This is a genomic window from Rhizobium sp. FKY42 (assembly GCF_005222835.1).
Taxonomy (GTDB): domain Bacteria; phylum Pseudomonadota; class Alphaproteobacteria; order Rhizobiales; family Rhizobiaceae; genus Neorhizobium.
Genome location: NZ_STGA01000044.1, coordinates 64,390 through 86,210, shown reverse-complemented (window position 1 = coordinate 86,210; position 21,821 = coordinate 64,390). Strand labels below are relative to the sequence as shown.

The following is a 21,821-nucleotide window of genomic DNA, read 5'->3' as shown; positions in this document are numbered from 1 at the left end:
CGAGGGAGGTGGTTCGAGAGAAGAGGCCGGTAGAGCGTTCTACCGGCCTCTTCAATTTGTTCTTCTGCTGTCGCTCAGTGAAGCGCCGAACGCTTACTTTCCTCTGCGAAAGCCGCGCTTCGGCTTGAAGGGAAGGGGTGCCGCAACAGGCCTTTCTGTTGCGGCATTTGCTGCGGGAACTGGAGCAGTAGTCGCGAGGGTTTCGTGCGTATTTTCCGGTTCGGCTGGCAAAGAGGTCGCTTCGATTGCGACATCTGCTTGCTCAACGGTTTCCGCGAGCGGTTCACTTGCTGCCTCGGTCGGAATGTCCGGGCTGGCTTCCACCGCCTCCGGCTGGGCCACGTCAAGTGCAGTAGCCTGCTCAGTGGATCCGGACTGCAGTTTAACTGTCTCCGCCCCAGCGTTTTGATCCTGTTCCGGTGCCGTCGTGATGGCCGGTCTGGACAGGAGTTCGGTGAGGATCGTCGTGACAGGAATGTGGTTCGGCAGTTCCGTGTTCGTGTGATGCATTGCTTGCGGAACAATGTGGTCGGTCGAAATAGACTTGCGCGAATTCAGTTCACCGAACCAGTCCCATTCGCCCATGATGTCGATGACATCGCTGAACAGCGGCGGCATGGCGATGCGGGCGCTGATCGTCACGATCTTGAGTGCTTCCGCCAGTTGGCGGGCGCGTTCCTTCTCATTCTCGGCCAGATCGTAAAGCGCTTCCGACAGGACCAGATTGCCCTTCGAATGGCCGACGAGGAGCTTCAGCGACAGGCGAGGATCGACCAGCAGAGCCCGCACCGTCTGGGTGTCCAGGCTGCCCTGGCAAAGCTTGTCCGTGCTCAGACGGGTGGCGACGCCGAATTGCGGACGGCCGAAGAATTCATCCAGTTGTTCAAAGGCATGGCGCACCGAGTTCATGTAGCCGAACAGGAAGTAGCCGCCCATGGCTTCGGTCACCGCATCTGCAAGGCCGTAACCCGAAATGACCACGGCGACCGGTTTTCCTGTCGCATCTGCGATATTGCGACCCAGCGCCGCGGAGCCGAGAGCAGAGCTGCCGACACCTGCGATCGCAAGCGTCTCGATCGTTGCTCCACCCGCCTGGAAGAAATCGTCAACAGTATCGCAAAGCCGCAGGGGCTCGGCTCCTGTTGGCGGAACGATCAGGATCGCGCCCTCGGCTGCAAGACAACTGCTGATATAGAATGCTTCTTCCGCCGTCACGCATTTGACGTCGTAGAACAGGGAGTCGAGCGTTGCGTTGCGGCGTCGCAGATGTTCCAGCGAGAGATTGCGGATGGGTGAGTGCTGGAAACGCTCTGGCAGGCTGAGGGTACGGGCAAACTGCGTGATGTTATGCGTAAAGGCTGAAGGGAACATCGACGTGTCTCCGGTTTCGGTGTTCGTTCCTAAATTATGTTCGTGACACTGGTGCGGCAGACGTTCAGGCCCGCTCACGCCATCATGATTGTGCGCTGCACACAGAGTGTGTCATAAACTTTCGCGTTCGCCAATACTACTTCTAGCTGCTTTTCATCGCCAGGCGATTTGCCGCAGAGCCTCGCCGGTGATCATGGCTGCGGACATAGCCACATTGATCGAACGCTGTCCTTCGACCATGGGGATGATGATCCTCGCGTCGGCCGTATCGTGAACATCATCCGGCACGCCCGCGCTCTCTCTTCCAAAGAGTAGTATGTCGTTTTCAGCATAGGGAAAATCGGTGTAGCGCTCTGCAGCCTTTGTCGATGCAAGCACAAGTCTGCGGCCTTCGCTCAGCCGCCACGCGTCGAACCGCTGCCAGTTGACGTGACGCGTCATGGTGACGCTTGCGAGATAATCCATGCCGGCCCTTTTCAGGTTCTTGTCTGACAGCACGAAGCCGGCGGGCTCGATGATGTCGACGCCGATGCCCATGCAGGCCGCCAAACGGAGGATGGTGCCGGTGTTGCCGGGAATATCCGGCTGATAGAGCGCGATGCGTAGGGCTGTGGTCATGCGAAGTCACCAATTCAGAAACGAACGAGATACGGGGGAGTTGCTCATCCACAGGGCCTGTCACGCAACCTTCACAGGATAGCAGACATTGAAGGGCGCTCCGAGATTGCGGCTTCCCAATTTTTCCCGAAGGTGCTACACGCTTCACAACCCGAATGCCAGACAACCATCACACCAGACAAGGAGGCCTTACATGGATATGACCGTGCGTATGCGCCTTCTCCAGCCCAATCTTGTGGCACTGGTGTGAGCGCTTAGCGGTTCTCGCAAAACTCCCGTTTCTAGTCCATCTCGTGGCCGCGTCCTGGCCTCGCCAATTGAATTCTGCATTCGCCTCACCATGTCCCGCGAAAAGTGTTTGACAGCGCAGGCAATGCGTTCCGATCGACGGAGCTCCTCTTCATGTTTTCCTGGTTCGAACAACGTGTGAACCCTTATCCGGCGGGTGATCCGGCTTTGCCACCCAAGGGACTTCTGGCCTTTTGCTGGTATTACACCAAGCCGGTCTGGCCCTGGTTGCTGCTGCTCGGCTTCTGCTCCATGGGCATCGCCGTACTGGAAGTGTTTCTCTACCAGTTCCTCGGCAATATCGTGGACTGGTTGAGCAATGCCGACCGCGCGACGTTTCTGGCCAATGAAGGCTGGCGTCTGGCAGGCATGGCGGCGCTCCTGCTGCTGGCTCTTCCCGGGTTTGGCGTTGTGCATACGCTCACCATGCATCAGGTTCTGGCTGGCAAATTCCCCATGATCGCCCGCTGGCAAATGCACCGTTTCCTGCTGCGCCACTCGATGGCTTTCTTTGCTAACGAGTTTGCCGGTCGCGTGTCCACCAAGGTCATGCAGACGGCGCAGGCCGTGCGAGAAGCGACGCTCAAGATCATCGATGTCTTCGTCTATGCCATCAGCTTCTTCGTCTCCATGCTCGCGCTGGTCGCGACGGTGGACTGGCGGCTTGGTGTGCCGCTTGTGGCGTGGATCGTCATATACGGTCTGATCCTGCGTTATTTCATCCCGCGGCTGCGCAAGAGCTCCAGCGAGCAGGCGGATGCGCGCTCCATGATGACGGGCCGGATCGTGGATAGCTATACCAACATTGCCACGGTGAAGCTCTTCTCCCATGCCGGGCGTGAGGAGACCTATGCACGGGAAGGCATGGATGAGTTCCTGGGCACGGTTCACCGCCAGATGCGGCAGATTTCTCTGCTCAACATGGCAGTCGATGTTAACAACGCGCTTGTTCAGTTCTCCGTTGCGGCTCTCGGCGTCTGGTTCTGGTTGCAGGGCAATGTCTCTGTCGGCGCCATTGCGGTTGCCATTGGCCTTTCCATGCGCATCAACGGCATGTCGCAATGGATCATGTGGGAAGTGGCGGCACTGTTTGAGAGCATCGGCACGATCTATGACGGCATGGGCATGATGACCAAGCCGCATGACATCGTCGATAAACCGGCGGCCAAGGCGCTCACTGTTCCCAAGGGGGAGATTGTCTACGACGGCGTCCGTTTCCACTACGGCAAGAAAAAGGGCGTGATCGAGGATTTCTCGCTGATAATTCGTGCAGGTGAAAAAGTCGGTCTTGTGGGACGCTCCGGTGCGGGCAAGACGACGTTGATGAACCTGCTGTTGCGGTTCTACGATGTCGAGAAGGGGCAGATCCTGATCGATGGACAGGATATCTCGCACGTCGCGCAGGACAGTCTGCGGGCAAATATCGGCGTTGTGACGCAGGACACTTCTCTGCTTCATCGCTCGATCCGCGACAACATTGCCTATGGCCGTCCCGAGGCGACCGATGAGGAAGTGATCGAGGCAGCAAAGCGCGCCAATGCCTGGGAGTTCATCCAGACGCTCGCCGATCAGCAGGGCCGCACGGGCTTAAGCGCCCATGTGGGCGAGCGTGGCGTCAAGCTCTCCGGCGGCCAGCGCCAGCGCATCGCCATTGCCCGCGTTTTCCTGAAAGATGCGCCAATTCTTATTCTGGACGAGGCGACCTCGGCGCTGGACTCTGAAGTGGAAGCGGCCATTCAGGAAAGCCTGTTCAAGTTGATCGAGGATAAGACGGTGATTGCCATCGCACACCGGCTCTCCACGCTCACGCAGATGGATCGCCTGATCGTTCTGGATCAGGGCCGCATCATCGAGCAGGGAACGCATGCGGAGCTGGTTAGCCATGGTGGCGTCTATGCCGATCTCTGGAACCGGCAGTCCGGTGGTTTTCTGGGCGACGAGGACATCGAGGACGAGACAGAAGCGGCCGAATAGGTCGCCTCAATCGAGCGGCGAAACGCGAAGCGTTCTTCATCGTATGATCGTCGCATTCTTAGAGGTGCGGCGATATCTTGACGCAGTTCGTCCAATTTCCTTGCATGAGCGGGTGTTCAAACTTGAAAGTCCGAATCAAATAAATCTATAGAGCCTCACACCTGCGGAGCCGCAGGACTCGTTGAAGGAGATTTATCGATGAAGTCATTCAGCCGCTTGTCCACGCTGTTTGCAATTGCGCTTGCAGGCACAGGTTTCGCAGGCATCGTCCATGCGGCGGATGGCGAAGGCATCGTCATTTACAATGCCCAGCATGAGAGCCTCGGTCGTGAGTGGATCGAAGCCTTCACCAAGGCAACGGGCATCAAGGTAACCATGCGGCAGGGCGGCGACATGCAGTTTGCCAATCAGTTGATCCAGGAAGGTGCGGCTTCTCCGGCGGATGTGTTTCTGACTGAGAATTCGCCTGCCATGACGTTGGTCGATGGGGCCGGTCTCTTTGCGCCGGTGGATGCTGCCACGCTTGCCCAGGTTCCGGAACAGTTCCGTCCTGCCAATGGCAACTGGACGGGTATTGCCGGCCGCTCCACGGTTTTTGCCTATGACAAGACGAAGCTGACGGAAGACAAGCTGCCGAAGTCCATGCTGGATCTCGCCGATCCGGCCTGGAAGGGTCGCTGGGGTGCGTCTCCCGCCGGTGCCGATTTTCAGGCGATTGTCGGCGCTCTTCTTGCTACAAAGGGTGAGCAGGCAACCGCGCAGTGGCTGAAGGCGATGAAGGAAAATTCCGTTGCCTACAAGGGCAACAGCGTTGCCATGAAGGCCGTCAACGCGCATGAAGTCGAAGGTGCGGTGATCTATCACTACTACTGGTTCGGCGATCAGGCCAAGACCGGCGAGAACAGCAAGAATGTCGGCCTGCACTACTTCCGCAATCAGGATCCGGGCGCTTTCCTGAGCGTGTCCGGCGGTGGTGTTCTGAAGTCCAGCAAGCATCAGAAGGAAGCGCAGGAGTTCCTGAAGTTTGTGACTGGCCAAGGCGGACAGGACATTTTGAAGAACGGCACTTCCTTTGAATACGCCATCAACGGTGATGCCAATGCCAAACTGGTTCCGATCAAGGATCTTCAGGCGCCCAAGGTGGACGCCTCCAAGCTGGACAGCAAGAAGGTTGTCGAACTCATGACAGCGGCGGGCATTCTCTGATCGGCCTCAAGCCTGTTGAGTTCTGACCGACAAACTTTTAATCAGAGTGAGCGACCGTGGCCGTAAGGCCCGGTCGTTTTGGCATTTCCCGCGCGTTTTTGAGAGCGCGGCCTGAACGGAGCGAGCGAACCCTTGTTGCAGCGTGCCTCATCGCTGAGGCGGTCGAGTGGCCGCATCGGCGGACATCGGTTTCTGCCTGCGCTTCGTCCGCATCCGGTCGCGACGCTGCTGGCGCTTTGTGTCGCGCTGTTCAGTCTGCTGCCGCTGGGTTTCATTGTGCTGGTGACTTTCGATGTCGGTTGGGAGACAGTCCGCGAACTGGTGTTTCGTCCGCGCGTTGGTGAACTGCTGATCAATACGGTCTATCTCGAAGTCGTCACCATCCCGATCTCGATTGTCGTGGCGGTGGGGCTTGCCTGGTTGACGGAGAGGACAGATCTGCCGTTTAGGCGTTTCTTTGCGGGGCTTGCCGTTGCGCCTCTCGCCATTCCGGCCTTCGTTCACAGCTATGCCTGGATCACGTTCCTGCCCGGCATGCGCGGCCTGTGGAGTGCCGTCTTCGTGGCGGTTCTGGCTTATTATCCATTTCTGTATCTGCCGGTCGCCGCCTCGCTGCGAAGGCTCGATCCGGCGCTGGAAGATGCCGGTGCTTCGCTTGGTCTGTCACCGTTCAAGGTTTTCCTGCGTGTGGTCCTGCCGCAGCTTCGCCTTGCCATCTGCGGTGGGTCGTTGCTGATTGCGCTGCATCTGCTTTCAGAATACGGGCTGTTCGTGATGATCCGCTTCGATACCTTCGCGACTGCGATCGTCGATCAGTTCCAGTCTTCCTATAACAGCCCTGCCTCCAATATGCTGGGCGGGGTATTGGTACTCTGCTGCCTGCTTCTTCTGCTGCTGGAAATAATCCTGCGCGGCAATGAGCGCTATGCGCGGGTTGGCACTGGTACGGCCCGTCCGTCTGTTGTTCATGCACTCGGCGCGCTGACGCTGCCGTGCTTTCTGCTGCCGGTAATTGTCGCAGCTCTTGCCATCGGTGTGCCGCTTTACACGCTGGGACGCTGGCTCTGGCTCGGCGGGCTTGCCATCTGGCAGGCCGACATGCTGGGCAACGCCCTGCTTCAGACGCTTGTGCTGTCCCTGCTTGGCGGTGTGCTGGCGACTGCTCTCGCCGCACCGATGGCTTGGCTCTCCGTGCGGGCGCCCGGTCGTTTGCAGCGGGTTCTGGAAGCGTGCCATTATTATGTCGGCTCACTTCCGGGTGTCGTCGTGGCGCTGGCGCTGGTGACCGTTACCGTGCGCTACTTCATGCCGCTCTACCAGACATTCGCCACGCTTCTGGCGGCCTATGTGCTTCTGTTTCTACCCCGCGCCATGGTGGGCTTGCGCGCCAGCATTGCCCAGGCGCCGGTGGAGCTGGAGCGAGCTGCGACCGCGCTTGGGAGGCCACCGCGGCGGGCAGTGTTCGAGATTACCTTCCGGCTTGCGGCACCGGGAGCCGCGGCCAGCGTGGCACTCGCCGCTCTCGGTATCGCCAACGAGCTGACGGCGACGCTGATGCTTTCGCCACTTGGCGTGGATACGCTTGCCACCCGCTTCTGGTCGCTGACGAGCGAGATCGACTATGTTTCCGCCGCGCCCTATGCGGTGATGATGGTGGTGCTTTCCATGCCGATGACGCTTTATCTTCATCTCCAGTCCAAGCGGGTGGCAGGACAATGACTGTGCTTTCCATCGAAAACGTTTCCAAGCGCTATGGCAAGGTGCAGGCGCTGGATCAGGTCAGTGTCGAAGCCATGTCTGGCATGCGCACCGCCGTCGTTGGTCCCTCCGGCTCCGGCAAGACGACGCTTTTGCGGATGATTGCAGGCTTCGAGACGCCGGATAGCGGGCGGATTTCTGCCGGTGGCGAGCGGCTGGCCGATGCCACGACAAGCGTGCCGGCACATCTTCGCTCGATTGGCATCGTCGCGCAGGATGGCGCGCTGTTTCCCCACCTGACGGTCGGGGACAATATCGGCTTCAGCATTGCCCGTGCTGATCGTCAGCGCAACGAGCGAATCCTGTCTCTTCTGGATATGGTGGAACTGGATCAGGGCATGCTGTCGCGGCGGCCGCACCAGCTTTCCGGCGGGCAACAGCAGCGTGTGGCGCTTGCGCGTGCGCTGGCCTGTCGTCCTCGACTGATGCTTCTGGACGAACCTTTTTCCGCGCTCGATACTGGCCTGCGCGAGAACATGCGCAAGACGGTGTCGCGTCTGCTGCAATCGGCGGGCGTCACCACCATTCTGGTAACGCATGATCAGGAAGAGGCACTATCCTTCGCTGATCGCGTGGTGGTGATGCGGGAGGGCAGGGTGGCGCAGGCGGGTACGCCGCAGGAGCTCTACTTCCATCCGAAGGATCGCGCCACGGCTCTTTTCATGGGCGATGCCGTGCTGCTTCCGGCCATCGCCAAGGGTAATGTTGCCAACTGTGCCCTCGGCAATGTGTCCATTGCCGGTGATCATAAGGGCAAGGTTGAGATCATGCTTCGGCCCGAGCAGATCCGCATCGCAAGCGATAGCGGCTCCGACGACACCACGGGGCAGGTTGTCGATGTGGAATTTTCAGGCGCCACCTCCTCAATCGCCGTTGCGCTGAATGGCGCAGCTTTGCCGCCCATCCGCATCAAGACCTCCAGCGTGGCACTTCCGTCACCCGGTTCCTATGTGCGCCTCGATGTGGCGGAAAAGGCGCATGTGCTGGTGGAATGATTTTCCTTCCCTGTTGCAAGATGACCCGGCTGCAAGATGAAGAGGCTTTAACTTTGCCTCGTCGTGGAATCCGCCTATATCGGGTTCCATGATATTTTCATCCATCGCACGCCGTTTCGAGACCTGGCTGGATCCCTTCGCACACAAGGACAATCTGCGTCCGCCATCCGGTACGATTGCTTTCATCTGGTTCTACATCCGCCAAGCCAAATCGCCCTTTATCGCCATGCTCGTGCTGGGCGGAATGACCGCCGCCATTGAGGCGGCACTCTTTTGGTTTGTCGGCCGGCTAGTTGATATTCTGGCGGGAACGGATCGAGCCGCCGGATGGGCCGGTCTTCTGGCCGCGCATGGCTGGGAACTGGCTGGCATGCTGGTTCTGATTGCGGTGGTGCGCTTTCTTGTGGCCATGGCCAATGCACTGGTGGACCAGCAGATCATAACACCCGGCTTCTACAATCTCGTGCGCTGGCAGAGTTACCAGCATGTGGCTCGCCAATCGCTTTCGTTTTTCCAGAATGATTTTGCAGGGCGTATCGTCACCAAGGTCTGGTCCGGTGGGCAGGCGACGGGTGATCTTGTCACCTCCCTCATGGAAAGTGTCTGGTTCGTCGGCATTTATTCGGTCTCAATGCTGACGCTTGTCGGCGGTCTCGACTGGCGTCTGGCGGTTATCGTGCTGGTCTGGGTTGGCATTTTCTCGATGCTTGCGCGTTATTTCGTGCCGCGCATCCGCTTCCATTCGCGCGAGACGGCAGAAGCTTCGTCCATGCTGAGCGGGCGCATGGTCGATGCCTATAGCAATATCCAGACGCTACGCCTGTTCGGGCGAGACGAAGCCAATGATCGCTATATGCGCGAGGGCTTCGAGGTCTTCCAGAACACGACGCTGATGTTCACGCGGTTCATTACCGGCGTGCGCGCGTCTATGGCGCTGCTTTCGGGCGTGATGATCACCAGCATGGCCGCACTGTGCATTCATCTCTGGCTGGATGGGCGGATCAGTTCCGGTGCCGTGGCCTTCACGCTTGCACTGGTGCTTCGGTTGAACTTTCTGCTGGGGCGCCTGATGACGCAGTTCAACGGCATCATGCGAAACTACGGTACCGTGCAGAATGCAGCCGACCTGATTTCTCAGCCAATCGATCTCGCGGATCCGCCAAACGCTCCGACGCTCGTGGTGCGCGAGCCGGAAATCCGTTTCGAAGATGTCAGCTTCCACTATGGCCGTGGAACAGGCGTGCTCGAAAATCTCAATCTGACGATACGCCCTGGGGAAAAGGTGGGCATTATTGGGCGTTCGGGTGCTGGAAAGTCCACGCTGGTCAATCTGCTTCTGCGCTTCTACGACGTCGAAGGCGGGCGCATCCTCATCGACGGGCAGGATATCTCCAAGGTCCGGCAGGAGAGCCTGCGCGCCCAGATCGGCATGGTCACCCAGGATACGTCGCTTCTGCATCGTTCCGTCCGCGACAACATCTTGTTCGGACGTCCGGATGCCGATCAAGCGCTGCTGGTGCAGGCGGCAAAACGCGCCGAAGCCTATGATTTTATCGAGAAGCTTCAGGATCAGCGCGGCCGTACCGGCTTCGATGCGCATGTGGGAGAGCGCGGTGTGAAGCTTTCCGGTGGCCAACGCCAGCGCATCGCCATTGCGCGCGTCATGCTGAAAAATGCCCCTATCCTCGTTCTGGACGAGGCGACATCCGCGCTCGATTCGGAAGTGGAAGCGGCCATTCAGGCGCATCTCGATGCGCTGATGCAGGGCAAGACGGTGCTTGCCATCGCCCATCGCCTGTCCACGATTGCTGCTCTCGACCGGCTGATTGTGATGGACCAAGGCCGCATCGCGGAGCAAGGCACGCATGCGGAACTCATTGCAAGCGGCGGTCTCTACGCGGAACTATGGGCGCGGCAATCCGGCGGCTTCATTGCGGCTGAGCCGGGTCCGAACTGAAGCATACACTCTTTGGGGAGCGCCATCTCGACTTGATTTATATCAAGTGTGGTATGCGGGCCGCCTTTATGGGTGTAAAACCTGACATTCGCAAGATGTGCGACATTCTATCTCACTGGCGCACAGCCCCGTTCCAGCGAATCATGCTAGTGAGAGTTGATAAGGTCCGGGACAGGGCGTGCCGTGACCATCGTTCCAGGGGGGAGCGGTGTTGCGTTGCGCCATCTGGGCGCGACAATCTGCCTATAGCTGAGAGGGGAGGCTGGACATATCCTCCGATCACGCTTAGACAAATTTCGGGGAGAATAGCGACCAATTGTGTCCGAATTGGACTCGCAAGGGTGAGGGGCAATGCAAATTCAGTACATTTCTGCGCAGAGGATGGGTTGAACGTGAGCGAGCACGACACGAATAGCGGCACCGTGGGCGAGCCCACACGCCGTGATTTCCTTTATTTGACAACAGGTATGGCGGGTGCGGTTGGTGCCGTTGCGGTTGCATGGCCCTTTATCGATCAGATGCGGCCTGATGCTTCGACGCTTGCGCTCGCCTCCATCGAGGTGAATGTGGCCAGCGTCCAGCCGGGCATGTCGCTGACGGTGAAGTGGCGCGGCAAGCCCATTTTCATCCGCAATCGCACGCCGAAGGAAGTTGAGGAAGCCAAGGCCGTGGCTCTGGCGGACCTCAAGGATCCGGTTGCGCGCAACGCCAACCTTGCGGCCGATGCCAAGGCAACGGATCTGGACCGTTCCGCGGGCAAGGATAAGGAAAACTGGATCGTCATGATCGGTTCCTGCACCCATCTAGGTTGCGTTCCGCTCGGTCAGGCCGGTGATTTCGGCGGCTGGTTCTGTCCCTGCCATGGCTCGCACTATGATACGGCGGGCCGTATTCGCAAGGGTCCAGCCCCGCAGAACCTTGCAATTCCGACATTTACATTTGCTTCCGATACTGTGATCCGGATCGGGTGAGGGGACACGACATGAGTGGTGGGCATTCCAACTATCAACCATCGACGGCTGTCGAAAAATGGATCGACGCGCGGCTTCCCCTGCCGCGTCTGGTGTATGACAGCTTCGTCGCCTATCCGGTTCCGCGCAACTTGAACTATGCCTACACCTTCGGTGGCATGCTGGCTGTCATGCTGGTGGTGCAGATCCTGACCGGTGTGGTTCTGGCCATGCATTATGCGGCGGAAGTCACCGTTGCCTTCAATTCCGTCGAAAAGATCATGCGCGACGTGAACCACGGCTGGCTGCTGCGCTACATGCATGCCAACGGTGCCTCGTTCTTCTTCATTGCAGTTTATCTGCACATTGCACGCGGTCTGTATTACGGTTCCTACAAGGCGCCGCGCGAAATCCTCTGGATTTTGGGCGTGGTGATCTTCCTGCTGATGATGGCAACCGCCTTCATGGGCTATGTTCTGCCCTGGGGCCAGATGTCTTTCTGGGGTGCAACGGTCATCACCGGTTTCTTCACGGCCTTCCCGCTGGTGGGCGAGTGGATCCAGCAGTTCCTGCTCGGCGGCTTTGCCGTTGATCAGCCGACGCTGAACCGTTTCTTTGCCCTGCATTACCTGCTGCCGTTCATGATCGCGGGTGTCGTCATCCTGCACGTCTGGGCGCTGCATGTGACGGGCCAGACCAACCCGACGGGCGTTGAGGTCAAGACCAAAACCGATACGGTGCCCTTCACGCCCTATGCGACGTTGAAGGATGCGCTCGGCCTGTCCGTATTCCTGATGGTTTATGCCTGGTTCGTCTTCTACATGCCGAACTATCTGGGCCACCCGGATAACTACATCATGGCGGATGCGCTGAAGACCCCGGCACATATCGTTCCGGAATGGTACTTCCTGCCGTTCTACGCCATGCTGCGTGCGATCACTTTCAACGTCGGTCCGATCGATTCCAAGCTGGGTGGCGTTTTGGTGATGTTCGGTGCGATCATTGTGCTGTTCTTCCTGCCATGGCTGGATACGTCCAAGGTCCGCTCTGCTGTGTATCGTCCGTGGTACAAGCTTTTCTTCTGGATCTTCGTGGCCAATTCCATCATGCTTGGCTGGCTGGGCGCCATGCCGGCAGAAGGCCTGTATGTTGTGTTCTCGCAGATCGGAACGGCCTATTACTTCGGCTTCTTCCTTATCATCATGCCTCTTCTTGGCCTCATCGAAACGCCGCGCAGAATTCCAAACTCGATTACCGAAGCGGTTCTCGAGAAGCAGGGTAAACCTGCGGCGGCTCAGGCCTGAGACGAGAGAGAGGACAATGATAATGAAAAAGCTTGTAACGAGCCTCGCTCTGGTCGCCTCTCTGGCAGCCTTTGGCACCTCTTCGGCACGGGCCGAAGAGGGACACGGTCTGGCGGAAGCAACGCAGCACGCAATTCAGGGGGGGCATTTCCCCGTCCTGAAGCCGAAGAATGTGGATTGGTCATTTGCCGGTCCGTTCGGTAAGTATGACAAGGGGCAGCTTCAGCGCGGCCTCAAGATCTACAAGGAAGTGTGCGCAGCCTGTCATTCGATGAAGCTGGTGTCATTCCGCACGCTCAAGGATCTTGGCTATTCGGATGCGCAGGTAAAGGCCTTCGCTTCTGAATACGAGGTGCAGGACGGACCGAATGATGAAGGTGAAATGTTCACCCGCAAAGCGGTTCCGTCCGATTACTTCCCGTCTCCATTCCCGAACAGCCAGGCTGCCGCGGCAGCCAATGGCGGCGCCGCGCCTCCGGACTTTTCGCTAATCGCGAAGGCCCGCGGTGTAACCCGTGGTTTTCCGCTGTTCGTGGCTGATATCTTCACGCAGTATCAGGAAGGCGGCCCGGACTATATCTACTCGCTGCTGACCGGTTACCAGGAACCGCCGCAGGGTGTTGAAGTGCCGACCGGTACACATTTCAACCCCTATTTCGGCAGTGCAGTTGCCTTGGCTATGGCATCTCCGCTTTCGGATGGTCAGGTAACCTATGACGACGGTTCGCCGCAGACGCTGGACCAGTATGCCAAGGACGTTTCTGCTTTCCTGATGTGGGCTGCGGAGCCGCATCTCGAAGACCGCAAGCGCACAGGCTTCATGGTCATGGTGTTCCTGGCGATCTTCACGATCCTGGTGTACCTGACGAAGAAGTCGGTTTATGCAAACAAGGAACATTGAGCCCAGCGCTCATATTCTCTAGAAAGGCGGCTTCGGCCGCCTTTTTTTATTGGCGGCATCCCTGTTCACCCTTCTGGACGTTTGAATCCCATGGCTGATATCCCACAGACCCTTGCTGCCTCGATCCGCGCCATTCACGATTATCCGAAGCCGGGAATCATCTTCCGCGATATCACGACGCTGCTTGGGGATGCTGCAGCGTTTCGAAGCGCAGTCGATGAGTTGGTGCGTCCCTATGCGGATCTGGCTGTCGACCAGATCGCGGGTATCGAGGCGCGCGGGTTCATTCTCGGCGGTGCCATGGCGCATCAGCTTTCGGCAGGCTTCGTTCCAATCCGCAAGAAGGGCAAGCTGCCGCACACAACCGTTCGCGTGGCCTATAGCCTCGAATACGGCGTGGACGAGATGGAAATGCATGTCGATGCGGTGAAGCCGGGGGACAAGGTCATTCTCTGCGACGATTTGATCGCGACGGGCGGCACTGCCGAAGGCGCTGTGAAACTGCTGCGTCAGTTGGGGGCCGAGGTGGTTTCCGCCTGTTTCGTCATTGACTTGCCGGAACTGGGTGGGCGCAAGAAGCTGGAGGCGCTTGGCGTCGAGGTTCGCACGCTCGTGTCCTTCGACGGGCATTGACGGTAGGCACACCCTCTGCTCTGCTGCAATTGGAGTGACCTTGATCTCCAGAGGAGAGGCAGATGGAATTCGCCGCATTGCTTGCCTTCGCACTTGCGTTCTTCGTCTTTGCCGCGAGTCCCGGTCCGGACAATATGACTATTCTGGCCCGGACACTGCATCAGGGAGCGGCATCCGGGCTCGCCTATGGATTGGGAACTGTTACGGGTATCCTCATCTTTCTCACGCTTGCCGCCTTCGGCCTATCTGCCTTCGCTACCGAGATGGGTTGGGCCATGGTGAGCTTGCGCTATCTCGGCGCCGCCTATCTCATCTGGATGGGTTTTCGGCTGTGGACAGCGCCCGTGCGGCTGCCAGAGGCGCGGGAACTGCCGGGTCACGGCGAATTATGGCGCGGTTATCTGGCGGGGGTGTTTCTCAATCTTGGAAACCCCAAGATGCCGCTGTTCTACATCGCTCTGCTGCCAAACGTCGTTGATACTCATCTCTCGCTCGGCGATTTCAGTCTGCTGGCGGCGGCAATCCTGATCGTCGAGGCCGTTGTGATTGGCGGGCACATTCTGCTGGCCGTGCGTACACGCGGATTACTGCGCAATCCGGTGGTCCTGCGCCGTCTCAACCGAGGCACAGGCGCTTTGATGATGGGAGCCGGGGCCACGGTGATTGTGTCCCGTTGAAATCGTGCTCCTCAGGTGAATTCCAGAACGCTGCTTTCGAAGCGAATGACGGTTTCGCCGTTCTGGTTGACGCCTTCATTCAGGGTCGAGTTCAGCCAGACGCCGGGGCGTGAGGCCAGTTCGCGGCTGTTGAGCAGCGTTGTATAGTAGGTAATCCGGTCGCCGGCATAGACCGGCTTAAGCCACTGGAGCTTGCGAAAGCCGGGCGAGGGGCCAAGCTTGGGCGGGGCGATCCCCTGCTTGTGCAATCGGATGCATTCCTTGGTCCAGTAGGCCAGAAAGGTTTTCATCCAGCCTGCCGCGCTTTGCCAACCAGATGCGCAGAGGGCACCAAACACGAAATCCTTGGCGGCCTCGGCATCCATATGGAATGGTTGCGGATCGAACTTCCGTGCGAACTCGATGATGTTTTCAGCGGTAAATGCCATCGTGCCGAGGTTCAGGCGTGTTCCGACCGCGTTCAATTCTTCCATTCTCATTGTGCGGTCTCCTGCGTATCACGCATGCGGAACATGATTGCCTGCTCCAGCACGCAGACGGTTTCGCCGTGCTGGTTGTCAACTTCGCTTCGCATGCGGATCAAGCCGATGCCGGGCTTCGAGCGGAGTGTTCTTGCTTCCAGAACCACCGCCTGTCCGGAGAGGGTATCGCCTGCCAGAACCGGCTTTTTCCAGTCCATGAAGTCGACGCCTGGCGCACCTTCGCAGGTGGAGTTGATCAGAAAGCTGTCGATTGTCATGCGCATGTGCAGCGCGGACGTATGCCAGCCGGAAGCCGCCAGGCCGCCTAGAATGCTCGCCTTGCCGGCTTCCTCGGAAAGATGCATTGGTTGCGGATCGTATTCGGAAGCGAATTCGATGATCTCTTCAGCGCTGACCGTAAGCGGCCCGAGCGGAAATGCGCGCTCCGGGGTGAAGTCTTCGAAGTGAAGCTTCCCATCAGTCATGCTTGGGTTCCTTCCTGAAACTGGGCGGGGGCATGTTATGCAATGATTTTTTCATCGGGTCCATGGTGAGTGCACGGGGTAATTGATTTTCAGATTTGCGGCAAAGTTTACGTGAATTCGAAGATTCTTACGAAGGGATAGGTCGTTTGCGCGCATGGACAATGGCAGGCACGGCAGATTATGCAGGTGATATTGGCCGGGCTACACCCGATGAAACCCGAGGGTAAGCGAAATTATGAGCACGCTGAGTTCTGCGCTACAGGGCGCTGTGGCCAAGGGGCTGGTCAGTCCGGCTCACGTTCAAGACCTTGAACGCCATTTGGCTGAGGCTCTTTCGCTACCGCAGCCTTCCCAGGCGCAAGGTCTGCTTGAAAGCCCGCCCGATACGGAGGCTCCGCGCTTCTTACGGGGTTTTCATGACGTCCTGATCAGCATCGGTATCCTCATTCTGTTTGCCGGATTGTGGGGGCTCGGCAATATCTTCGTCATCACGCCGGCGATCATCTTGCTTTCTGAAATACTGGTTGCCCGCCAGCGTCTGGCGCTGCCTGCCGTGGTGTTGACCATCTCGACGGTGGTTGTCACCTGGGTTTCAGGCATGGTGATGCTCGATGATTATGTCGATGCGGATACATCCCTCGGCCTTGCTGCCTATCTTGCCGCGTTTCCGGCCGTGCTCGGGCTGTATGCGCTGCGCTACCGCGTGCCGCTTGCGGTCGCGCTGTTCATCACCTCATGCTTAGGCCTGATCATGATGCTGGTGTTTGCCCTTCTGGAACGGCTTCTCGGCGTTGAGCATTTCATCACAGGCTATCCCTTCACGCTCGTCTGCATCCTGTTGATCTCGGCGGGGGGGCTGTTTGCGATTGCCATGCGTTTCGACCTGGCGGATCGCTATCGGGCTTCCCGCAGTGCGGATATTGCCTTCTGGCTGCATCTGATGACCGCGCCTGCATTGCTCTATGCAGTACTATCCTTCGTGGTCTATCTGCGGACAGGTGCTCTGCGCATTACGCCGGACACATGGCAGGGTGAACTGGCGCTTCCTGTCATTTGCGTGGTGTCTTGCCTCATGTTGATGGGTATCATCATTGATCGCCGCGCCTTTGCAACGTCAGGTCTGGTGGCGTTGATTGTGGCGGTCGCAGGCCTTTTGAGGGATCAACAACTGACCGGCGATCTCATCGTCTTCATGGCGCTTGCATTCGTTGGTATCGTCGTGCTTCTGGTGGGCGTTGGCTGGCGCTTTTTGCGAAGCCGAGTTCTGGAACTGGTGCCGCGCGCCATGGCGGATCGCCTGCCGCCTGTGGCGTGATTATCCAGCTCCATTCATGGTCGCTCTGGCACAGGCAGTGATTGTCTCAGTCAGTGCTCTCAGCTGTCCCGCGGCGGAGGATTTGATCTGCCAGTACAGCGTAACTTCGACAGGATATTCGGGTGCCAGATCCACAAGTGTGCCGTTGGCGAGATGAGGGGCCAAAAGATGAAGCGGGCTCATGCCCCATCCCAGTCCCAGCTGGCAGGCATTGATGAAGGCGTGGCTGGAAGGAAGCCAGTGGTTGGGAAAAGTAAAGTGTTGGCCGGTGACCTTGCGAGCCCAGATGTCCTGCAGTCTGTCTTTACGATTGAAGACAATACCCGGCGCTTTCTGCAGCGCATCCTTTGTCAGTCCGTTACTGAAATATCTCTGCCGGAATGCGGGGATGCGGTCGCAAGATAGGTCATCGAACCGAGCGGATAGGTCCTGAACCCCGGAACAGGTTCCGGCTGCGCCGTGACTGCACCGATAGCTCGGCCTGCTTTCAGGATTTCCGTCGTATGATCCTGATCATCCACGATAACATCGAACAGATAGCCCGTACTGGAACTGGCGGTGGCGGCGGCGCTGAGAAACCAGGTTGCGAGACTGTCTGAATTGACCGCCAGCGGAATGGTGACCCGGTCCTGAATGTCGCGTTTGGAAGGCAGGGCAGGGAGGGTGCTGGAAAGCTCTTGCTCCAGCATCAAAACCTGTTCCACATGGCGACAGACCAGCTCGCCCTCGCTGGTTGCCGTGCATGGCTGGCCGCGAACAATCAGGATAGTGCCCATCCGCTCTTCTAGCGCTTTCACCCGCTGGGAAACCGCAGAGGGCGTGACGGAGAGCTGCTGGGCGGCCTTCTCGAAGCTGCCGGTGCGCACCACCATTGCCACCGCCTGCAAGCTGCCATAGTCCAGCATTGAATTAGTTTTCCTTAAGTTTCTTTAGTATCCTTCGTTTTACTTAACTCGTTTGTTCGCTTAATTCCATACCATTCAATCTGAGGTAATGGTGTGATCTCAACGGCCTATACGACTGGTTTCAGTATCGGATTTAGCCTCATTGTCGCGATTGGGGCTCAGAATGCCTTCGTGCTGCGGCAAGGTTTGCGAAACGAGCACGTTCTGGCCGTTGCCCTGACCTGCGCACTTTCCGATGCATTGCTCATTTTCTTCGGTGTGAGCGGTTTTCAGCAAATCCTTGCGTCTGCACCATGGATTGATCCCGTCATGCGCTATGCGGGAGCGGCGTTTCTGCTGTGGTATGGCGCGCGCAGTCTCCGTTCAGCCGTGACGGGAGCTGCCAGCCTCGTGATTGAGGAGGGCGCCGGACTGCCGTTTTCGACGGTGATCTCCACCTGTCTTGCCTTCACCTGGCTTAATCCGCATGTCTATCTGGATACGGTCGTGCTGGTGGGAACGCTTTCGACGCGGTTTCCGGGCGAAGAACTGATATTTGCCGCGGGTGCCTCGACGGCTTCACTGGCCTTCTTCTTCTCGCTTGCTTACGGCGCAACGTTTTTGAGGCCGCTTTTTGCACGCCCTCTGGCGTGGCGCGTTCTCGACACTTGCATTGCCCTCATCATGTGGGCGATTGCCATGACGCTGCTGCTCGAGATTTGAGACTGCCGGAAAACGAAAAGGCCGCCGGTGCGGGTGCAGCGGCGGCCTGTGTCGAGTGAAGGTTGCCCTGATCAGGTATTGAAGCGGAAATGGATGACGTCGCCGTCGTTCACGACATATTCCTTGCCTTCATCGCGGCCCTTACCCGCTTCCTTGGCACCGACTTCGCCCTTGAAGGCGATGTAGTCGTCATAGGAAATGGTGAAGGCGCGGATGAAGCCGCGTTCGAAATCCGAGTGGATGACGCCTGCTGCCTGTGGCGCCTTGGTGCCGCGAACGATGGTCCAGGCACGCGTTTCCTTCGGGCCAACGGTGAAGTAGGTGATCAGATCGAGCAGGTGGTAGCCAGCGCGGATCAAACGATCGAGGCCCGCTTCGTCAAGGCCAAGCGCGGAGAGGAATTCCGTGGCTTCCTCTTCCGGCAGTTGAGCGACTTCGGCTTCGATGGCAGCGGAAATGATGACGCATTCTGCGCCCTGTTCCTTCGCCATGGCAGCAACCGCTTCGGTATGCTTGTTACCCGTGGCGGCATCTGCTTCCGCGACGTTGCAAACATAGAGAACCGGATGGGAGGTTAGCAGGTTGAGACCCTTGAGAACGGCAATCTCATCTGTTCCCAGTGTCTTCAGCAGCAAGCGAGCCGGTTTACCCTCATTGAGAAGCTTGATCACGGCTTCCATGACCGGAAGCTGCGCGAGCGATTCCTTGTCCTTGCCGGTCGCACGCTTGCGGGTCTGTTCCACGCGGCGCTCAAGGCTTTCGAGGTCCGCCAGCATCAGCTCCGTTTCGATGGTTTCGGCATCACCGACCGGGTTGATGCGGCCTTCGACGTGGGTGATGTCGTCATCCTCGAAGCAACGCAGGACGTGGACCACAGCATCCACTTCGCGGATGTTGGCCAGAAACTTGTTGCCGAGACCTTCACCCTTCGAGGCGCCGCGCACCAGGCCGGCAATATCCACGAAGGAAATGCGGGTCGGGATAATTTCCTTCGAGCCTGCGATGGAAGCCAGTTTCTGCATGCGTGCATCCGGCACGGCCACTTCACCCGTATTGGGTTCGATGGTGCAGAAGGGATAGTTGGCGGCCTGTGCAGCAGCCGTTTTCGTCAGCGCGTTGAAGAGTGTCGACTTGCCGACATTGGGCAGGCCGACGATGCCGCATTTAAAGCCCATAAGGGTTGACCCGTCGTTGATTTCGATTTGGCCTCGGCTATGGGGGAAGAAGGCCATCGGGTCAAGGGCAAGCGATCAGAGCAGAGGCTTAAATCCCGTCCTCAAAGGGCTGTGCGACTTGTCCGCGACCTTTGCAGGCATTATGATCTGGTTTTACGCGGGGTTGATACCCGTCGCGCACCTTGCCTTCTATCAATATTCGTGCTGATCGCTTGTGAGCGACAAGTCAGCCCGTTGGGAACGCGGCCATGAGTGAGAATACGACTGTCAAGCCGACGACCAAGGCAAAGCCCAAGCTCGAGAGACCCAAGCTCTACAAGGTCATTCTCCTGAACGACGATTACACGCCACGCGAATTCGTGACGATCGTGCTGAAGTCGGTTTTCCGAATGAGTGCGGAGGCCGGACATCGCGTGATGATGACGGCGCATCGCATGGGGCTTGCTGTTGTCGTGGTCTGCGCCAAGGATATTGCCGAGACGAAGGCGAAGGAAGCGGTAGATCTCGCCAAGGAGGCCGGGTTTCCGCTGATGTTCATCACTGAACCGGAGGAGTGAACCTTCACTCCCCCTTCGGGCCGAACATCTTTTTCAGCATGTCTGCCATGGGGCCGGACGCCGGAAGGGCAGGACCGCGATTGCCTCGCGCCTGATGGATGTGGGACTGGCTGGCGGGCTTGGGTGGCTTTGGCGCCTTTGCAGGTTTTGTCGTCGCGTCTGCACTCTGATCGCCGGTCGCCAGCGCGATCTTGTTCATCAGTTGCGAATCTTCACCCTTCACCAGATGGCCGATGTTGGCGGCGATCGCATCGAGCAGTGTCTCAAGCCAGGCCTGATCTGCTTTGGCGAAGTCGCCCAGAACATGATTGTGCACCAATTCCTTTGAGCCGGGATGGCCTATGCCCAGCCGAAGGCGTCGATAGTCCTTGCCGCAATGGGCATCCAGCGATTTTACGCCGTTGTGTCCGCCGTGTCCGCCACCCGTCTTGATGCGTGCCTTGCCGGGAGGAAGGTCAAGTTCGTCGTAGACCGCGACAATGTTTTGGGGGCCGAGCTTGTAGAAGCGCATGGCTTCACCGACGGCTTCACCGGAGAGATTCATGAAGGTCTGCGGCTTCATCAGCAGCACCTTTTCGCCGTCGATGTCGCCTTCGGAAATCTCGGCCCTGAACTTCTTCGACCAGGAGCCAAAGCCAGGCAACCGCTGGATTGCATCAACGGCCATGAAGCCGATGTTGTGACGATTGCCGCGATATTGACTGCCTGGATTTCCCAAGCCTGCGATGATGATCATGATAGTGCGGACCCTTGCTCTCAAATGCCTTCCCACCCCGAAAGGGCGGCAGAGTCAAGAGCGATGTCGTCAGGCTGGTCTACGTTGGGCAGACATGTGGCTGCGCAGTTCAACGAGGAGGTTGGAGGCCGTATTTGCGCAGGATACGATCCTGCTCCCCGGTGGAGCGCAGCGTATCCAGAGCGGCCTGCATTCTGGCGATCAGGTTGGGCGAGATCTGGCGATTACAGGCAATACCAAGCTTTTGCTCCGAGAAGATCATCAGACGACGCAATTCTGCACCATCACGGATCAGCTTGTTGTAGACCGATTCCGACATCGGGATCAGGTCGATGCGGCCCGCCATCAGCTTTGCCAGCGACGTCTCGAAATTTGCGCTGATGTCGATTTTCTCGAACCCGTTCTCCTTCAGCAGTCCTTGCGTATAATCGCCTCGCTGGGTGCTGACGGTATATTTTCTTGCCTGCTCAATCGTACGGGCATCCACAGGCGATGATTTGAGCGCAACGAGCAAGTTGATATCCGAGAAGAATGGGGTCACCCACTGAAAGGTCTTCTCGCGTTCCTTAGTGCGGGCGGCCGCAAACACGCAATAGTTCTTGGAGGTTTCCGCAAGCGCCAAAGCTCTGGCCCAAGGCATGACTTCGATTGTGTAGCTGGCCTTCACGCTGCTGGCGCGCATGATCGCATCCACCAGATCGACGCCGACGCCGGATGGTTTTCCGGTCGACGAAAGAAAGCTGTAGGGGGGGTAGGATTCCGTGGTGAAGGTCAGATGCTCGGCGTGCGCCGACGATGCCATCAGCGCCAGTATGCCTGTCAGGAGAAGTCGTCCCACACTCACCCCCAATTT

The 21,821-nt window shown here is 58.3% G+C and carries 20 protein-coding genes and 1 pseudogene; 13 read left to right on the top strand and 8 right to left on the bottom strand.

Annotated elements, in window-relative coordinates; all coding sequences use genetic code 11:
- Positions 1-93: 93 nt before the first annotated feature.
- Positions 94-1,371: a hypothetical protein gene (locus tag E8M78_RS16615; RefSeq protein ID WP_137136103.1), complete on the bottom strand. Its 1,278-nt coding sequence runs from the start codon at positions 1,369-1,371 to the stop codon at positions 94-96.
- Positions 1,372-1,524: 153 nt separating this feature from the next.
- The gene (locus tag E8M78_RS16610; RefSeq protein ID WP_137136102.1) at positions 1,525-1,989 is read right to left on the bottom strand and encodes a tRNA (cytidine(34)-2'-O)-methyltransferase; all 465 of its coding nucleotides are present in this window, start codon (positions 1,987-1,989) and stop codon (positions 1,525-1,527) included.
- A gap of 402 nt (positions 1,990-2,391) precedes the next feature.
- Between E8M78_RS16610 and E8M78_RS16605 the strand changes: the two genes are divergently transcribed.
- From E8M78_RS16605 to E8M78_RS16560, 10 genes are all read left to right on the top strand, one after another.
- Positions 2,392-4,251 (top strand): ABC transporter ATP-binding protein, encoded by a 1,860-nt coding sequence (locus E8M78_RS16605; protein ID WP_137136101.1) that lies wholly within the window; start codon positions 2,392-2,394, stop codon positions 4,249-4,251.
- 198 nt (positions 4,252-4,449) lie between these two features.
- Positions 4,450-5,457 (top strand): iron ABC transporter substrate-binding protein, encoded by a 1,008-nt coding sequence (locus E8M78_RS16600; protein ID WP_137136100.1) that lies wholly within the window; start codon positions 4,450-4,452, stop codon positions 5,455-5,457.
- A 192-nt stretch (positions 5,458-5,649) separates the two neighbouring features.
- Complete coding sequence (locus E8M78_RS16595; RefSeq protein WP_246658375.1) at positions 5,650-7,176, top strand: iron ABC transporter permease; 1,527 nt, start codon at positions 5,650-5,652, stop codon at positions 7,174-7,176.
- The gene (locus E8M78_RS16590) at positions 7,173-8,210 is read left to right on the top strand and encodes an ABC transporter ATP-binding protein (RefSeq protein ID WP_137136099.1); all 1,038 of its coding nucleotides are present in this window, start codon (positions 7,173-7,175) and stop codon (positions 8,208-8,210) included. Before E8M78_RS16595 ends, E8M78_RS16590 begins: the two co-directional genes overlap by 4 nt.
- A gap of 88 nt (positions 8,211-8,298) precedes the next feature.
- A complete protein-coding gene (locus E8M78_RS16585) occupies positions 8,299-10,167 on the top strand; it encodes an ABC transporter ATP-binding protein (protein WP_137136098.1) in 1,869 nt (622 codons plus the stop codon).
- Positions 10,168-10,559: 392 nt separating this feature from the next.
- The gene (gene petA / locus E8M78_RS16580) at positions 10,560-11,138 is read left to right on the top strand and encodes a ubiquinol-cytochrome c reductase iron-sulfur subunit (RefSeq protein WP_137136097.1); all 579 of its coding nucleotides are present in this window, start codon (positions 10,560-10,562) and stop codon (positions 11,136-11,138) included.
- 11 nt (positions 11,139-11,149) lie between these two features.
- The gene (locus E8M78_RS16575; RefSeq protein WP_137136096.1) at positions 11,150-12,421 is read left to right on the top strand and encodes a cytochrome b N-terminal domain-containing protein; all 1,272 of its coding nucleotides are present in this window, start codon (positions 11,150-11,152) and stop codon (positions 12,419-12,421) included.
- 22 nt (positions 12,422-12,443) lie between these two features.
- Complete coding sequence (locus E8M78_RS16570; protein WP_137136095.1) at positions 12,444-13,322, top strand: cytochrome c1; 879 nt, start codon at positions 12,444-12,446, stop codon at positions 13,320-13,322.
- A 90-nt stretch (positions 13,323-13,412) separates the two neighbouring features.
- Entirely contained in the window at positions 13,413-13,955 is a 543-nt protein-coding gene (locus E8M78_RS16565) for an adenine phosphoribosyltransferase (RefSeq protein ID WP_137136094.1), read from the top strand.
- A gap of 62 nt (positions 13,956-14,017) precedes the next feature.
- On the top strand, positions 14,018-14,632 hold the full coding sequence (locus tag E8M78_RS16560; RefSeq protein ID WP_137136093.1) for a LysE family translocator: 615 nt from the start codon (positions 14,018-14,020) through the stop codon (positions 14,630-14,632).
- 11 nt (positions 14,633-14,643) lie between these two features.
- Here the strand turns inward: E8M78_RS16560 and E8M78_RS16555 are convergent, their stop codons facing one another.
- The gene (locus tag E8M78_RS16555) at positions 14,644-15,111 is read right to left on the bottom strand and encodes a MaoC family dehydratase (RefSeq protein WP_137136092.1); all 468 of its coding nucleotides are present in this window, start codon (positions 15,109-15,111) and stop codon (positions 14,644-14,646) included.
- A complete protein-coding gene (locus E8M78_RS16550) occupies positions 15,108-15,578 on the bottom strand; it encodes a MaoC family dehydratase (protein WP_137136091.1) in 471 nt (156 codons plus the stop codon). Before E8M78_RS16550 ends, E8M78_RS16555 begins: the two co-directional genes overlap by 4 nt.
- A 235-nt stretch (positions 15,579-15,813) precedes the next feature.
- On the opposite strand from E8M78_RS16550, the gene E8M78_RS16545 reads away from it, so the two are divergent.
- Positions 15,814-16,893, top strand: a complete 1,080-nt coding sequence (locus E8M78_RS16545; protein ID WP_137136090.1) for a hypothetical protein — start codon at positions 15,814-15,816, stop codon at positions 16,891-16,893.
- Here the strand turns inward: E8M78_RS16545 and E8M78_RS16540 are convergent.
- A pseudogene (locus E8M78_RS16540) lies at positions 16,894-17,798 on the bottom strand (LysR family transcriptional regulator ArgP).
- A 93-nt stretch (positions 17,799-17,891) separates the two neighbouring features.
- Here E8M78_RS16540 and E8M78_RS16535 point away from each other — a divergent pair.
- Positions 17,892-18,500, top strand: coding sequence for a LysE/ArgO family amino acid transporter (locus tag E8M78_RS16535; RefSeq protein WP_137136089.1), 609 nt, complete (start codon positions 17,892-17,894; stop codon positions 18,498-18,500).
- 71 nt (positions 18,501-18,571) lie between these two features.
- On the opposite strand, the gene ychF is transcribed toward E8M78_RS16535, so the two are convergent.
- On the bottom strand, positions 18,572-19,675 hold the full coding sequence (gene ychF, locus E8M78_RS16530; RefSeq protein WP_137136088.1) for a redox-regulated ATPase YchF: 1,104 nt from the start codon (positions 19,673-19,675) through the stop codon (positions 18,572-18,574).
- Between the two features lie 248 nt (positions 19,676-19,923).
- Between ychF and clpS the strand changes: the two genes are divergently transcribed.
- Positions 19,924-20,232, top strand: a complete 309-nt coding sequence (gene clpS / locus E8M78_RS16525) for an ATP-dependent Clp protease adapter ClpS (protein WP_062553996.1) — start codon at positions 19,924-19,926, stop codon at positions 20,230-20,232.
- 4 nt (positions 20,233-20,236) lie between these two features.
- Here the strand turns inward: clpS and pth are convergent, their stop codons facing one another.
- Positions 20,237-20,968, bottom strand: coding sequence for an aminoacyl-tRNA hydrolase (pth, locus tag E8M78_RS16520; RefSeq protein ID WP_137136087.1), 732 nt, complete (start codon positions 20,966-20,968; stop codon positions 20,237-20,239).
- A gap of 109 nt (positions 20,969-21,077) precedes the next feature.
- Positions 21,078-21,806 carry a transporter substrate-binding domain-containing protein gene (locus E8M78_RS16515; RefSeq protein WP_246658366.1) on the bottom strand — a complete coding sequence of 243 codons (729 nt, stop codon included), beginning with the start codon at positions 21,804-21,806 and terminating at the stop codon, positions 21,078-21,080.
- Positions 21,807-21,821: the final 15 nt, after the last annotated feature.